This is a genomic window from Ruegeria sp. G2 (assembly GCF_056533505.1).
Window position 1 is genome coordinate 239840 of sequence record NZ_JBQFON010000001.1, and the last position, 15200, is coordinate 255039.

Genomic DNA, 15200 nt, shown 5'->3' on the forward strand with positions numbered 1-15200 from the left:
GACTATGCCCGACCTGCTGATCGAACTGTTCTCCGAAGAGATCCCCGCGCGGATGCAAGCCCGCGCCGGTGAGGATCTGAAAAAGCGGATCACGGACTGTTTGGTCGAGGCTGGTTTGACCTATGCCTCTGCCGCTGCACTGACGACGCCGCGTCGCCTGACGCTGGCTATCGAGGACCTGCTTGCGGAAAGCCCTACGATCCGCGAAGAGCGCAAAGGCCCCAAGGTCGGCGCGCCTGACAAAGCCATTGAAGGTTTTCTGCGCGGCGCTGGTCTGACCCGAGATCAGTTGGAAGAGCGCGACACGCCCAAAGGCGCAGTCTATTTCGCCACCATCGAAAAGGCGGGCCGCCCGGCCGCTGAAATCATCGCTGAGGTTTTGGAAGCTGCCATTCGAAACTTTCCCTGGCCCAAATCGATGCGCTGGGGGGCTGGATCGATGCGGTGGGTACGGCCTTTGCACTCGATCCTGTGTATCCTGACAGATGAGGCAGGCGCGCAGATCGTGTCGCTTGAGGTCGAGGGGATCACATCCGGTGACACGACTGAGGGCCACCGTTTCATGGCCCCGAACCGGTTTTCTGTGACCTCGTTCGAGGATTACGCCGCCAAGCTGAAACGCGCCTTTGTGGTGCTGTCGCCCGAAGAGCGTGCCGAGCATATCTGGAACGATGCTCAGAACATGGCTTTTGCCGCCGGTCTGGAAGTCGTCGACGACAAGGGCCTTCTGGCCGAGGTGGCCGGTCTGGTCGAATGGCCCGTTGTGCTGATGGGGCAGATCGATGAGGAGTTCCTTGAGCTACCGCCTGAGGTGCTGCAGACCTCGATGAAGGAGCATCAGAAGTTCTTTTCCGTGAAGAACCCCAAAACGGGACGGATTGAACGGTTCATTACCGTCGCCAACCGCGAAACCGCCGATAATGGCGCGACCATTCTGGCAGGGAACCAGAAGGTTCTATCGGCGCGTCTGGCCGATGCGAAATTCTTTTGGGAGAACGATCTGCGCGTTGCCAAGTCGGACATCGCCCAATGGACCCGCGCGCTGGAGAATGTGACCTTCCAAAACAAGCTGGGTACACAGGCCGAGCGGATCGACCGCATCGCCGCACTAGCCCGCGAACTGGCTCCGGTAACCGGAGCGGATGCCGATCAGGCTGAGAAAGCCGCGCGTTTGGCCAAGGCTGATCTGAACTCCGAAATGGTCTATGAATTCCCTGAACTTCAGGGGCTTATGGGGCGGTATTATATCGAAGCGGCTGGCGAGGACGCTGCTGTCGCGGCCGTGGCGCAAGAGCATTACTCGCCGCTGGGGCCGTCGGATGACGTGCCAACCGCTCCGCTTTCGGTGACCGTGGCGCTGGCCGACAAGTTGGACACGCTGACCGGATTCTGGGCGATTGATGAGAAGCCGACTGGCTCGAAAGATCCGTTTGCGTTGCGTCGTTCGGCGTTAGGGGTAATTCGACTAATTGTGAATAACAATCTACGCCTTCGGTTGGACCGTTTCTTCGATAGCCAACTTGTTCGAGCAGAAAGCGCTATCAATGACGCCTTGCCCGAAACGAATGTCCGCGATCTCTTGGAAGAAATCGCAGAACATGGTGTCTTTGGTGCTTCATTCCAGACAGTCAAAGAAAAGCTTGAAGGACTGCCCGCAACAGCATTTCTTGAGCTTGAGAAAAAGGTTCCTGACGCGTCTGACGATCTCCTTTCTTTCTTCCACGACCGCCTCAAAGTCTTCCTCCGGGACGAAGGCATCCGCCATGATGTCATCGACGCCTGTATCGCGATGGAGGGGAATGACGACCTCAACCTGTTGGTCAAACGTGCGCGTGCTCTGAACGCGGTGATCGCGACCGAGGACGGAGAGAACCTCGTGCAGGGGTTCAAGCGGGCCAACAACATCCTGTCTCAGGCGGAAGAGAAGGATGGGGTGGAATACTCTTACGGCGCGGATGTGAAATTTGCCGAGACCGACAGCGAAAAGGCGCTGTTTGCGGCGCTTGACGCGGCAGAGGTCAAGATCGATCCTGCGCTGAAGGCCGAGGATTTCCCAACGGCGATGGCGGCAATGGCCGAACTGCGCGGGCCGGTGGATGCGTTCTTTGAGGACGTGCAGGTCAATACCGATAATGACATTCTGCGCCGCAACCGTCTGAACCTGCTGAGCCAGATCCGCGAGGTCTGCTCCAGCGTGGCTGATCTGACTCGGATCGAGGGATAACGCCCTTGCGCCATGGGCGCAGGGCCTTATGCTGCGGGCAAACCAAAAGGTGCCGCAGTGCAGAATAATCCGCATACCACGCTTATCACTCCGAAAGCGCCCGTTGCCGCCAATACCCATGGCGGCCGGGCGAAGTGCCTGCAAAGACTGGTCCGACTGGACATGCCGGTGCCACGCACGGTGGCGCTGTCTTTTGACGCGGTGCAGCGCATCGCGGAGGGTCAGGTGCCTGACATCGCCGCCATTCTGGAACAATTCGATGCCGAGGCGCTGCTGTGTGTACGGCCTAGTTCAGAAGACCCAGATTGGGGTGGCCCGGGCGCAGTGCTGAACATCGGTATGAATGATGCGCGTTATCTCGATCGATCGGCGGATATGGGCGCAGAAGCGGCGGCGGCGCTCTATCTTCGGTTCGTGCAGAGCTACGCGCTGCATGTGGCCCGTCTGGACCCGGATGTATTCGATGATATCGAGACGGATGGTCGCGAAGGGCTGAGCTTGTCTCTGCGCGCGTATGAAGATGAAACCGACGAGGTCTTCCCTCAGGATCGGGGTGAGCAGTTGATCGGTGTCTTGCGGTCGATGGCGCGGGCGTGGGATGGAACCTCGGCCCGGTTGCTGCGACAGGCCAAAGGGGCACCCGCAGATGCCGGGCTTGGACTGGTGATTCAGGAAATGATCCCGGGCGTGGGGCAAGGCGAATGTGGATCGGGCGTGCTGCAACTGATTGATCCGGCAACGGGCATGCCTCAGATCACTGGGCGGTATCTGAGCCAGAGCCAGGGGCGCGATGCGCTCGGCGAAGGCGTTGCTGCGCTGTATCTTGAGAAGGATGAGCGCGGACCATCACTGGAAGATGTGGCTCCCGAAGCTTTCGCAGATCTCAAGGCCAATGCTGCCTTGATGCGAGAGAAGCTGCGCGAAGAGATGCAGGTCGAGTTTGTCGTTCAGAACGGGCAGGTACATATTCTGGATGGTGTCCGGGTGCCACGCGGATCGCGAGCAGGCATGCGGATTGCGGTGCGTTTGGCCGAGGACGGGATCATCCCGCCGCAAGAGGCTGTGATGCGCATCGACCCGCACTCGCTGAATGAACTGCTGCACCGTCAGGTTCACCCAGACGCTGAACGTGATGTTCTGGCCACGGCCATCGCCGCAAGCCCAGGCGCTGCGACAGGTCGGATTGTATTTACCGCCGCCGAAGCGCAGGCCAGCGCTGCACGGGGTGAACCTTGTATTCTTGTGCGCCGTGAAACTTCGCCCGAGGATGTGCGGGGAATGCATGCCTCGGTTGCGGTGTTGACCGAAAAGGGTGGGATTACCAGCCATGCGGCGGTGATCGGCCGAGGTTTGGGACTGCCTTGTATTGTCGGCGCGTCCGAGATGCGGTTTCAAACCAAGAAAAAGCTGCTGAACGCTCCGGATGGGCGGGTGTTCAAAACAGGTGACATTCTGACCATCGACGGCACGTCCGGGCAGGTTCTGGCAGGCCAGCCGGAAATGCTTGAGGCAGCGCTGGATGATTGCTTTCAAACCTTGATGGGGTGGGCCGACGCCGAGCGGGACATTGCGATCCGCGCGAATGCCGATACGCCTGCCGATGCACAGACTGCGCGGAATTTTCAAGCAGAAGGGATCGGGCTTTGCCGGACGGAGCACATGTTCTTTGATCCGGGTCGTCTGACCGTGATGCGCGAGATGATTTTTGCGCAAACGCCCTCGGGGCGTGCTGCGGTGCTGGAACGCCTGCTGCCGATGCAGCGGCAGGATTTTGTACAGCTGTTTCGTATCATGGAGGGGCAGCCGGTTTGCATCCGCCTGTTCGATCCGCCATTGCATGAATTCCTGCCCACAACCCGTAGTGGACAGAGAGAACTGGCCGAGGCGCTGGACCTGCCCGTTTCTGATGTCGAGCGTCGGGTCGAGGCGATGAGCGAATACAACCCCATGCTGGGGCTGCGTGGCGTACGTTTGGGCGTGACTGTACCCGAAATCTACGACATGCAGGCGCGCGCGATCTTCGAAGCAACGTTGGAGGCCAGCAAGGAAGGCGCGCCCGTGGTGCCCGAGGTGATGATCCCGCTGGTTTCGGCCAAGCGCGAGGTTGAGCTGGTTAAAACCCGGATCGATACGGTCGCGGCCGAGGTTGCCTCGGAGCAAGGGCAGGAATTCGACTATCGGCTGGGCGTGATGGTGGAAACGCCCCGGGCCTGTCTGCGCGCGAATGAGATTGCCCCGCATTCCGCCTTTCTTAGCTTTGGAACCAACGATTTGACTCAGATGACCTATGGATTGTCGCGCGACGATGCGGGGCGGTTCATGTCGGCTTACGTGAATTTGGGGGTCTTCAATGAAGATCCATTTCACGTTCTTGATGGGGACGGGGTTGGCGAACTGCTGAAGCTTGGGGCCGAACGTGGTCGGGAAGCTCAGCCGGACGTTACGCTTTCAGTATGTGGTGAACATGGTGGTAACCCCGAATCAATCGCCATCTGCCGAGCTTTGGGGTTTGACTACGTGTCCTGCTCTCCCTTCCGAGTTCCGGTCGCTAGGCTGTCTGCCGCTCAACTGGCGATTTCGTCCAAACTTGGGGGTTGACTAACTGTCCACTACCTAGAAATAGTGGCGAAGTAATTGCCCCGCTGTCGATGAAAATCGGTGGCGTAGGCGATTTTTTACTTGCATTTATTTGAAAACTGGACGTCTGCCTCGAAGTGGGGTATGTGCCTCGTCGCGCCCGCCGGGGGAGGGTATGGCGCGTTTGTGCCTGTGCGAGGTTATCTGATGAGACGCTACATAATGGCTGTCGCCGTGGGGGCCGCAGCCGTGCTGCCAAGTTTGTTGTTCGCCGAACGGCAGAACGACGAAAAACCTGTTGAACTGGTTGCCCGTAACGAGCTGCCAGCGCAGAACTTTCGCGACTATCTTACGCTGTTCAAGCCGCGTAAGGCACCGGAAAAGGTTGAAATCTCTTACACCAAAGGTTGGTTGGATCAGCAGCCCAACGCAAACGGAGATGAACATTTCCGTTGTCTTGCAGAGGCGCTGTATTTCGAAGCCCGTGGTGAAAGCGTACGCGGGCAATTTGCCGTAGCCGAAGTGATCATGAACCGCGTCGAAAGCGGACGCTTTCCGAATTCACTTTGTGGTGTGATCAAGCAGGGAACCGGTAAGAAGTATCAGTGCCAGTTTACTTACACCTGCGATGGCCACAAAGAGGTCATCCACGAAAAGCGTGCTTACGAGCGTGTCGCCAAGGTTGCCCGTGCGGCGATCGATGGCGTTGCTGAAGAGATGACAGCGGGTGCTACACACTATCACACGAAGGCAGTTCGCCCGTCTTGGTCACGGGTTTACAAGGAAACTGCGCGGATTGGTGTGCATATTTTCTACAAGCACAACTATCGCACTGCCAGCAACTGATTGACGCACCAGCGCTGGAAGGGTGCTGGCTCTAGGCGTTTTACCGACTATGTTGCGAGCCAGGAGGCTCGTAATGACCATATCACGCCGACAGTTTCTACAATCGACCTTGGCCTTGTCGATGATGCCACGCGTGGCGATGGCATCAGCCTCCGAGTTGGTGGCGCAGACTTCCATGCAGCAGATCGCGCCCCAAGGGTATCCGAAAACTCCGATCTGGAGTTATAGCGGTGGTGTTCCGGGTAACGAAATCCGTGTTCCACAGGGCGCCCGGGTGCGTCGCAAACTTGTTAACAAGCTGCCCCAGCCAACGACTGTTCACTGGCATGGCATCCGGATTGACAATGCGATGGATGGAGTGCCCGGTCTGACGCAGGAGGTTGTGCAGCCGAAGGCTAGTTTTGACTATGATTTCGAGGTGCCTGATGCAGGGACCTATTGGTACCACGCGCATAATCAATCTATGGAACAGGTCGCGCGAGGGCTTTATGGCCCTTTGATCGTCGAAGAGGCCAGCGGACCCGATGTTGATCAAGACCTGAGCCTGATGCTGGACGATTGGCGCCTTGACCCCGAAAGCGCAGAGATTTCAGACGATTTCGACAATGGTCATGATCTGAGCCATGCGGGTCGGCTGGGCAACCTTATAACGGTGAACGGAAGGTTTGACCCTTCTTATCCGGTAAAGACGTCTGAACGATTACGCTTACGGCTGATCAATGCGGCGAATGCCCGGGTATTCGACGTCACGCTCGACGGGCTCGCCGGCTGGATCGTGGCGCTTGACGGTATGCCGCTTAAGGTTCCGTTGCGGGTTAAAAACAGTTTCCCATTGGCACCCGCGCAGCGGGCCGACCTGATCGTTGATGTTTTGGCGAACTCGGGACAGGCGGCGAGCATTGTCAGCGTGGAGCGGGACGGCGCATACGGATTGCTCAAGTTTGACGTGTCAGGAGTTTCATCACGTGTTGCGCGCACTGAAATTGATCCGCTACCGGTAAATCGGATGCCCGAAATTACACTGCAGAACACTCCGCTGCATCGTATGACGATGCAAGGTGGGGCAATGCGCTGGCTGGAGAGCGCCAACTTGGGCGATGCGGAGCTTTCAGGTCGTGAGTTGGCACAGCTAGGGAGATTCTGGGCATTGAACGGATATGCAGAGCGGCCAGATGATCCGTTTCTGGATGTGCGATTGGGATCGGTTCATCGGATTGAATTTGCAAATGAAACGGCATTTCCACATGCCATGCATCTGCATGGCCACCATTTCCGCATAATCTTGCAGGATGGTACGCTGGGGCCGTGGCGTGACACTGTTCTCGTTGAGCGTGGGCAGGTGCGGCGGGTGGCGCTTGTCGCCGACAATCCAGGTAACTGGCTGTTGCATTGTCACATGCTAGGCCATGCGGCATCGGGAATGATGAGCTGGTTTCGGGTCACGTAACGCCGCAATCGATAGCTGGAAAGGCGCATGTTACGGTGCTATACGCCCGCGAAACGCCTAAAGTGGGCTGATCAGTCCACCGAGCCCGAAAAGGTCCGACGTATGAGCTCTGAAATCCGCCTTGCCTTCGCGCATCCCTCTGAGCGGTCCGAGGCAACCGCACCTCGCGGTCCTTTGGATCGTATTTCTTTGCGGGATCACATTGTCGAAGTTGAGATCGGTGCCTTCCAGGCTGAACGCGGCACAACCCAACGTATCTGTTTCAACATCGTCGTTGAAGTGCGTCCGTTGAGCGATCCTATTGATGATGATGTGGATCGCATTCTGTCTTATGACAGAGTAACCGAAGCGATCGCGTTCGAATTGGCGGCTGAGCGGTTGAATCTTCTAGAAACACTGGCTGACCGCGTGGCTGAGCGAATTTTGCATGAGCCTCAGGCCGTAAGAGCTTTTGTTCGAATTGAAAAATTGGATCGCGGCCCCGGTGCGCTGGGGGTCGAGATCGTCCGCGGAAAGGATGCGGTGCATCACGACGTGACCGAAGAAGAGCGGCCTCATCCGCGGCTTGTTTTCCTGTCAAATGCCGCGATTGAATCCGAAAATCTGACTGGCTGGATCGATCAGCTCGAGAACCGTCAGCGCCCGCTGATCTTGTGTGTTGGTGCCTCTGATCTGGCGGTGCCGCAGACCGGCCATGCCATGACGCAACGCAGGATTGATCTGCTGGCGATCGAGCAGAACGCCTGGGTGTTGGCCGCAAGGGATTTCCGTTGCGTAGTCGTCTCGACACGGACCGAGTTGGATTGGGCGATGAAAAACGGTCAGATATGCGTTTGGGCACCGTCGAAAGTAGTGTTGGATGCGGTAGATGGCCCGTCTGCGGCACCGTCGGATGCAGTGGCGCTGGCTGCGTGGTTCGCGGCAACATTTGAAGCCAGCGAAATGCTGGTGATCGGCGGAGACCTGCCCGAGGCCCCTAAAACGCCGTTGCGTGCAGTTCCGGTCGAACAGGCGCAACTGTGACTGTCTATTATCGACCATTGGTTCAGCACGGCTCCTTGCGTCCTCAGGGTTCAGTACCTCTGGCCGGTCAGAATCTGTGGTTTACGCAGGCCGAAAAGATCGAGCGGAACAACGTCAGGAAGATCGTGAATGTCGTTGATATTCCTCCGGAATATCTGGATTCGTTGACGCGCGCGCGTTCAACAGTCGCCGGGCTTGATATGGCGCAGCCTCAGATCATGGGCATTCTGAACGCAACGCCCGATAGCTTCTCGGATGGAGGGGTGCATAACTCGGTTGACACAGCGCGCACCGCTGCAGTCGAGATGGTGGCGCATGGTGCAAGCATTCTGGACATCGGCGGCGAGTCCACACGCCCCGGAGCTGATTTCGTGCCGGAGGACGAAGAAATTGCGCGTACGCGCCCCCTGATCGAGGCGATCCGCTCCGAAACCGATGCGTTGATCTCGATCGATACTCGTAAAGCCAGCGTTGCCAGAGCCGCGTATCAGGCAGGCGCAGGGCTGATCAATGACGTGTCGGGGTTCACTTTCGACCCGCAACTTGCGCCATTTTGCGCACAGATCGAGGCTCCGGTCTGCGTAATGCATATGCAGGGTGATCCGGCCACGATGCAGGATGACCCGCAATATGACGACGTTTTATTGGACGTTTACGATTTCCTAGATGGGCAAATCACTGAATTGGTAGGGCAGGGCCTGAACCGCGATCTGATTATCGTCGATCCCGGCATCGGGTTTGGCAAAAACACAGATCACAACCTAACCCTTTTGCGTAATCTCAGCCTGTTCCACGGGTTGGGCTGCCCAATCCTGTTAGGCGTTTCGCGCAAAGGGTTCATTGGCGAGATCGGCAAAGAGTCGCGCAAGGATGCCCGCGCGCCGGGATCAATCGCGGTTGCTCTGGCGGGAATATCACAGGGCGTGCAGATTGTGCGGGTACATGACGTGGCCGAGACGGCTCAGGCCTTGCGTCTATGGGCCGCCGTCCGGTAATTCGGACACAAGGAATTTCAGGAGAACGACTTATGCGCAAGCTGTTTGGAACCGACGGAGTGCGGGGCACCGCCAACACGCACCCGATGACGGCGGAAATGGCATTGCGTATCGGTGCTGCTGTGGGTCGGTATTTTCGCCGGGATGCGTCAGGCGTGCATCGGGTGGTCATTGGTAAGGACACAAGGCTGTCTGGCTATATGCTGGAAAACGCGTTGACGGCGGGCCTGACCTCTACGGGCATGAATGTGCTGTTGCTGGGGCCGGTGCCGACGCCCGCAGTCGGGTTGATGACTCGTTCGATGCGTGCAGATTTGGGCGTGATGATCTCGGCCAGCCACAATCCGGCGATCGACAATGGTATCAAGTTTTTTGGGCCAGATGGCTTCAAATTGTCTGATCAGGCAGAGATTGAGATCGAACGGCTGATCGAAGAAGGCGTAAGCCCCGCGCAGGCACAGAATATCGGCCGTGCGCGTCGGGTCGATGATGCGCGCTTTCGTTACGGAGAGCGGGTGAAATCCTCGTTGCCGCGCGATCTGCGGCTGGGCGGGCTGAAGGTCGTGATCGACTGCGCAAATGGGGCGGCGCATCGGACAGCGCCCGAGGTTCTGTGGGAGCTGGGTGCGGATGTGATCCCGGTTGGGACTGCACCTGACGGCAAGAATATCAACCTCGATTGCGGCTCGACACAGCCCCGCGTTGCGGCCGAGACCGTGGTGTCGCATGGCGCCGATGTCGGCATCTGTCTGGATGGTGACGCCGACCGGGTGGTTGTGATCGACGAAACCGGCACCGTAGCTGATGGGGATCAGCTGATGGCCCTTTTGGCTTCCTCGTGGTCCCGCGCTGATCAGCTCAAAGGTGGCGCACTGGTGGCGACGGTGATGTCAAACCTCGGGCTGGAACGGTATCTGGCGGGCCAAGGGCTGCGGTTGGAACGCACTGCCGTTGGTGACCGGTATGTAGTCGAACGGATGCGCGAAGGTGGCTTCAATCTGGGCGGTGAACAATCGGGCCATATTGTTATGAGTGATTATGCCACAACCGGCGACGGGCTTATGGCAGGGCTCCATTTTCTGGCCGAGATGGTACAGACCGGAAAGAAGGCCTCGGAACTGTCGCGCCAGTTTGAAACGGTGCCGCAACTGCTGAAAAATGTGCGTTTTGGTGCCGGTCAGGCGCCGCTTGAGGCCGCCAGCGTCCAAAGTGCTATTTCCGACGCCGAAGCACGCCTGAACGGTCAGGGACGCCTGTTGATCCGCAAATCGGGAACCGAACCTTTGATTCGGGTCATGGCTGAATGCGAAGATTCCGTCCTGCTGAACCAGGTTGTTGATGGGATTGTGGCCGAGGTCGAGGCCGCCACTGGCTAACGCCCGATCAGCATTTTGCGCAGGCTGAACCATTGGCTGATCGCCAAACCGCTTAGAATCATGAGTAGAGCGATGTAGAAGCGCAGAGGCAAAGCCTCGGACAGAATCCACGCTCCGAATACCATTGACCAGATGGGCACCTGATAATTCACCAAGGTCATAAAAACCGATCCGGCGCTACGGATGATCGACACGCGAAGCAGTGTGGCGAAGGCTGTTGGTATCAGCCCCAGAATTATGATGGCAAGTCCTGAGCGTGTGCCTTTCCATGTGGGTGTTCCTTCAGTCATCAGCATGATCGGCAATAAGATCACTGCGCCAACGACCAGTGTCAGTGCAGACAACGTTATCGGGTCAATTGGCGGACAACGGCGTGTGATAACGGATGAACTGGCATAGCAGAATGCCGCGCCGATACAGGCAAGCTGGGCCAGTGGCTCGGCCCCTTGGCCCAGCTGTGCTAGGCCGGGGCCGATCAGAACAAGCGCACCGGAAAATCCCAGCGACACCCCAACCAAGCGGCGCAGGTTCATAGGCTCATCCGAAAAGAAATGTGCCAATGGCAGCACCATGAGTGGAACTGCGGCCATCGACAGGCCCGCAAAGGCCGATGGCACATATTGTTGGCCCCAACTCAGCAACACAAAGGGCAGGGCAGTAGAAAGCACTCCGATAACAGTGACGAACCACCAAAGTTGAGCACTCATCGCGGGCATTTTGCGCCGTGTGATCCGCATCAACAGCAGCAGTGTGACCGCGCCCAGAGTTGTGCGCGCGGTGGCTACAGTAATGGGGCCATAGCCTTCAAGAGCTATGGCCACGACCATGAAAGTGGCCCCCCAGATGAGGCCGAGTGCTGCGATGCCGCTCCAGTCGCGGTGGTCGGGTTGTTGAACCATTCCATCCCCTTATCCTGCGATCAGGTCGGTGTCACGATGCGATCTTGACTTTATGTAAGTATATGCTTACCGTTAGTCATGACTTACCAAGATACGTTCTATGCACTAGGTGATCCGACCCGTCGGCAGGTGTTCGAAGCGGTAGCTGACAGGCCCCGTGCAGTAGGTGAACTGGCAGGTGAATTGCCCGTTAGTCGCCCTGCAGTATCCCAGCATCTGAAAGTGCTTTCCGACGCCGGTTTGGTCGAATGCCGCGCTGAAGGCACCCGACGGATTTATGCGGCGCGGCCCGGCGGGCTGAATGAAATGCGGGCGTGGTTAGAGCGCTACTGGTCTGATGTTCTGGAAAGCTTCGCAATTGAGGTAAATGAAGGGGGGCAGGACATATGACGGATCCAATCATCAAAACTGTAGTTGTAAATGCAGCGCCACAACAGGCTTTCGACATATTCGTCAAGCGCACAGCATCATGGTGGCCACTGAACCGGCACGCGGTATCAGCAGGGGCGGGCAAGGCGGCTTTGGGTGTCGTGATTGAAACTGAAGTTGGCGGCGCAGTCTATGAAGTGATGCATGATGGCGCACGGGCCAAATGGGGGGAGGTTCTGGATTATGAGGTCGGTCGCCACTTTGCTATGAGCTGGCATCCGGGCACTGATCCAGACAAACAGACCCGCGTCGAGGTGAAGTTCGAGGAACATGGGCAGGGACAAACCAAAGTTACGTTGACCCATTCTGGTTGGGAGGTCTGGGCCGCTGAGGCGCAAACCAAGCGAGATGGCTATAACAGTGGCTGGGATTATGTATTTGCGACCTGTTTTGCCGATGCGGTGAGCAAATGAAAAGGGCGGCCACATGGGCCGCCCTTTCACTAACAGACGTCAGGCCTAGTTCTTTTCTTTGTCGACCATTTTACCGGCCGAGATCCAAGGCATCATACCACGCAGTTTGGCACCGGTTTCTTCGATCATGTGCTCGTCATTGGCGCGGCGGGCCGCTTTGATGGTCGGCTGACCAACGGCGTTTTCCAGCATGAAGTCACGAACGAATTTGCCCTGCTGGATGTCGTTCAGAACCTCTTTCATTCGTGCTTTGGTCTCGTCGTATTTCAGGATACGCGGGCCGGTGACGTACTGGCCGTATTCGGCCGTGTTCGAGATCGAGTAATCCATGTTGGCGATGCCGCCTTCATAGATCAGGTCAACGATCAGCTTCACCTCGTGCAGACACTCGAAATAGGCCATCTCGGGCGCGTAACCGGCTTCGACCAAGGTTTCAAAGCCGCAGCGGATCAGTTCGACCAGACCACCGCACAGAACGGCCTGCTCGCCGAACAGGTCGGTTTCGCATTCTTCGCGGAAGTTGGTTTCGATGATGCCGGAACGACCGCCGCCGATGGCCGAGCAGTAGGACAGGCCGATTTCCAGCGCTTTACCGGTCGCGTCGCTGTGAACCGCCACCAGGCAGGGCACGCCGCCGCCTTTGGTGTATTCGCCGCGCACGGTGTGGCCGGGGCCTTTGGGGGCCATCATGATGACGTCGACGCCCTCTTTTGGCTCGATCAGGCCGAAATGCACGTTCAGGCCGTGGGCAAATGCGATGGCGGCACCGGGCTTGATGTTGTCATGCACGTATTTCTTGTACGTCTCGGCCTGCAGTTCGTCGGGCATGGTGAACATGATGACGTCGCACCAAGCGGCGGCTTCAGCGATGCCCATCACTTCCAAACCTTCCGCTTCGGCTTTCTTCGCTGAAGGCGAACCTTCGCGCAGCGCTACGACAAGGTTCTTGGCGCCCGAGTCACGTAGGTTCAGAGCGTGGGCGTGACCTTGCGAGCCGTAGCCCAGAATGGCCACTTTCTTGTCTTTGATCAGGTTGATGTCGCAATCGCGATCGTAATAGACGCGCATTTTGCCGGTCCTTTCTGTTTCGATTGTGGTGGTTTTTACTTTGTATTTCCAAGGATAGCGATGGCTCTATCCTTGGAAAATCAAGAATAAATGCCTTGTCCATTCTTGAAAAATGCTATTCTTATGAAATTCATGTTAGATGATCTGGATCGCCGAATATTACGCCATCTGCAGGCCGAGCCGAGCTTGTCCGGTGCGGAATTGGCCGAACGTTGCCGCAGCACGCAGGGAGTTTGCGGGCGACGGATCGAAAAGATGCAGGCGGCGGGTATCATCGAAGGGCATGAGGCGGTAATCGATTGGACCGCTCTGGGATATGCGGTAGAGGTGTCGCTGCGCGTGACCTTGGACAAGACGCAGGCACGGGCCTTTGATGAATTTACCGAGGCTGCCCGTGAAGTGGCCGAGGTGATCGAACTTCAGACCTTTCTGGGGCGAGTCGATGTGCGCCTTTCAGTCCTGGCGCAGGACATGAGCCACTACCAAGAGGTCTATCGGGATCGAATCCTGACACTGCCGCATATCGCAGATATTGAGGCCTTGATGCACATTGCCCGACTCAAACAAGATGAGGCATTGCCGATATGATCGAATTGGACGAAATCGATCGAAGGATTTTGCGCGCTTTGAGGCAGGATGCCACCCAAAGCGCAGGCGCATTGGGGCGCAAATTCGGGTTGTCTCAGCCCGCCACCTGGCGCCGAATTAAGCGGCTGGAAGATGCGGGTGTGATCAAAGGTCGACGATTGCGGCTGAACGCCGAAGCGCTCGGGTTCGGGGTAACGGTGTTTTTGGGCGTGAAACTAGCGCGAAAAGGTCAGGTTAGCCTTGAGGATTTTGAACGCGCCGTCAGTGCCATTCCAGAAGTGCAGACGGTCGAGCATGTGCTAGGGCTCTACGATTATCGCTTGCGGGTTGTGGCGCGGGACCTGGCTGATTTCGAAAGAGTCTTGCGGAGACGCGTTATGACTCTGCCCGGGGCCGGGGAAGTCGAGGCCAACGTATTGCTAAGCGAAGAGCGCCTTCCAGGACCGATTGGTTAGTACTTTGAGCGGATTCGAAATCCCGGATGATGGGTCATGCGGGCAAAAGTCATGGGGCGGCCGTTTTTCCATGTGGTCCGCTCGAGCTGGATCATCGATGTCCCAGTCGTGGTGCCCATGAAATCAGCTAAGCGCCCATCTGCAGAGATGGCGCAAAAGGCGATCTCAGCTTCGGTAAAAGGTGCTGCGTTCAGCAACCATTCATGAGGGCCGCTTTTGTTCAGATCGGCGTGTTCAACCTCGGGAACGGCTTCAATATTGATCCAGCGCTCTTCAAGCTGGAAGGGACGATTGTCAGCATAGTGCATACAAATCACATGCAAGACACGCGCATCCGGCTCGACATTCAATTGAGAGGTCAGCCAGCCGGGGCTGTAGACCACCTTACGTTCCACCAGTGCGTAGCGATAGGCCGAGTTCTGATTCTCAACTGCCTGACGTGCCAGCGAAATCTCAAGTTTGGCTTGTTTGCGCGGCTCTTTTTTAACCCGTGTCCCGCTTTTGCGCTTACGCTCGACAAAGCCCTGTTCTGCAAGCTCCCGCAACGCCCGGTTGACTGTAGCGCGGGCGCAATTGAATTCTTCCGCAAGTTGGGTTTCGGTGGGCAGAAGTGAGCCCTGTGGCCAAATACGTGATTCAATCCGCCGTTTAACTTCGTCCCGGACGACCTGAAAATTGATCCGCTTTTGCGCAGTCACGAGCTAAAAAATCCATTCTTGTTCAAAGTGAGTGTATCTGGTCAGAAACACGTCAGGGTGTAAAGAGATGGTGACACTAGTTGGCGTCATTTCTGCTAATTGTTGCATGTTAAATCTCAAAGTAAAACTTAAGGTTGCGGGTTACTTAGGGTCAACCAATCT

The 15200-nt window shown here is 57.2% G+C and carries 14 protein-coding genes; 11 read left to right on the forward strand and 3 right to left on the reverse strand.

Translation table 11 applies throughout. The features are described 5' to 3' along the window. Positions 1 to 4 precede the first annotated feature (4 nt). The 7 genes from glyS (at position 5) to glmM (ending at position 10488) form a co-directional block, all read left to right on the forward strand. Positions 5 to 2224 carry a glycine--tRNA ligase subunit beta gene (glyS, locus tag ACR0DU_RS01195; protein ID WP_480872026.1) on the forward strand — a complete coding sequence of 740 codons (2220 nt, stop codon included), beginning with the start codon at positions 5 to 7 and terminating at the stop codon, positions 2222 to 2224. Between the two features lie 12 nt (positions 2225 to 2236). Further along, a complete protein-coding gene (locus tag ACR0DU_RS01200; RefSeq protein WP_480454634.1) occupies positions 2237 to 4822 on the forward strand; it encodes a putative PEP-binding protein in 2586 nt (861 codons plus the stop codon). A 186-nt stretch (positions 4823 to 5008) separates the two neighbouring features. Next, a complete protein-coding gene (locus ACR0DU_RS01205; RefSeq protein WP_029621754.1) occupies positions 5009 to 5647 on the forward strand; it encodes a cell wall hydrolase in 639 nt (212 codons plus the stop codon). 73 nt (positions 5648 to 5720) lie between these two features. Next, the gene (locus ACR0DU_RS01210; protein ID WP_480872029.1) at positions 5721 to 7094 is read left to right on the forward strand and encodes a multicopper oxidase family protein; all 1374 of its coding nucleotides are present in this window, start codon (positions 5721 to 5723) and stop codon (positions 7092 to 7094) included. A 102-nt stretch (positions 7095 to 7196) separates the two neighbouring features. Beyond that, the gene (locus tag ACR0DU_RS01215; protein WP_010439296.1) at positions 7197 to 8117 is read left to right on the forward strand and encodes a dihydroneopterin aldolase; all 921 of its coding nucleotides are present in this window, start codon (positions 7197 to 7199) and stop codon (positions 8115 to 8117) included. Beyond that, complete coding sequence (gene folP / locus ACR0DU_RS01220) at positions 8114 to 9112, forward strand: dihydropteroate synthase (protein ID WP_480872031.1); 999 nt, start codon at positions 8114 to 8116, stop codon at positions 9110 to 9112. The genes ACR0DU_RS01215 and folP overlap by 4 nt, the downstream gene beginning before the upstream one ends. Before the next feature lie 32 nt (positions 9113 to 9144). Then, positions 9145 to 10488, forward strand: a complete 1344-nt coding sequence (gene glmM, locus ACR0DU_RS01225; protein ID WP_480872033.1) for a phosphoglucosamine mutase — start codon at positions 9145 to 9147, stop codon at positions 10486 to 10488. Here the strand turns inward: glmM and ACR0DU_RS01230 are convergent. After that, positions 10485 to 11387, reverse strand: coding sequence for a DMT family transporter (locus ACR0DU_RS01230; protein WP_480872034.1), 903 nt, complete (start codon positions 11385 to 11387; stop codon positions 10485 to 10487). The genes glmM and ACR0DU_RS01230 overlap by 4 nt on opposite strands. Positions 11388 to 11465: 78 nt before the next feature. Here ACR0DU_RS01230 and ACR0DU_RS01235 point away from each other — a divergent pair, with 78 nt between their 5' ends. Both ACR0DU_RS01235 and ACR0DU_RS01240 read left to right on the forward strand, forming a co-directional pair. Next, complete coding sequence (locus ACR0DU_RS01235; protein WP_480872036.1) at positions 11466 to 11777, forward strand: ArsR/SmtB family transcription factor; 312 nt, start codon at positions 11466 to 11468, stop codon at positions 11775 to 11777. Continuing rightward, positions 11774 to 12229, forward strand: coding sequence for an SRPBCC domain-containing protein (locus ACR0DU_RS01240; RefSeq protein WP_480872037.1), 456 nt, complete (start codon positions 11774 to 11776; stop codon positions 12227 to 12229). Before ACR0DU_RS01235 ends, ACR0DU_RS01240 begins: the two co-directional genes overlap by 4 nt. A gap of 45 nt (positions 12230 to 12274) precedes the next feature. Here the strand turns inward: ACR0DU_RS01240 and ilvC are convergent, their stop codons facing one another. Next, on the reverse strand, positions 12275 to 13297 hold the full coding sequence (ilvC, locus tag ACR0DU_RS01245) for a ketol-acid reductoisomerase (protein ID WP_170779055.1): 1023 nt from the start codon (positions 13295 to 13297) through the stop codon (positions 12275 to 12277). Between the two features lie 132 nt (positions 13298 to 13429). On the opposite strand from ilvC, the gene ACR0DU_RS01250 reads away from it, so the two are divergent. Together ACR0DU_RS01250 and ACR0DU_RS01255 are read left to right on the forward strand one after the other, a co-directional pair. Beyond that, on the forward strand, positions 13430 to 13885 hold the full coding sequence (locus tag ACR0DU_RS01250) for an Lrp/AsnC family transcriptional regulator (protein ID WP_480872734.1): 456 nt from the start codon (positions 13430 to 13432) through the stop codon (positions 13883 to 13885). Then, positions 13882 to 14340: an Lrp/AsnC family transcriptional regulator gene (locus tag ACR0DU_RS01255; protein ID WP_010439313.1), complete on the forward strand. Its 459-nt coding sequence runs from the start codon at positions 13882 to 13884 to the stop codon at positions 14338 to 14340. Before ACR0DU_RS01250 ends, ACR0DU_RS01255 begins: the two co-directional genes overlap by 4 nt. On the opposite strand, the gene ACR0DU_RS01260 is transcribed toward ACR0DU_RS01255, so the two are convergent. Continuing rightward, a complete protein-coding gene (locus ACR0DU_RS01260; protein WP_170469317.1) occupies positions 14337 to 15038 on the reverse strand; it encodes a GntR family transcriptional regulator in 702 nt (233 codons plus the stop codon). The two genes, ACR0DU_RS01255 and ACR0DU_RS01260, sit on opposite strands and share 4 nt — an antisense overlap. Between the last annotated feature and the right edge of the window lie 162 nt (positions 15039 to 15200).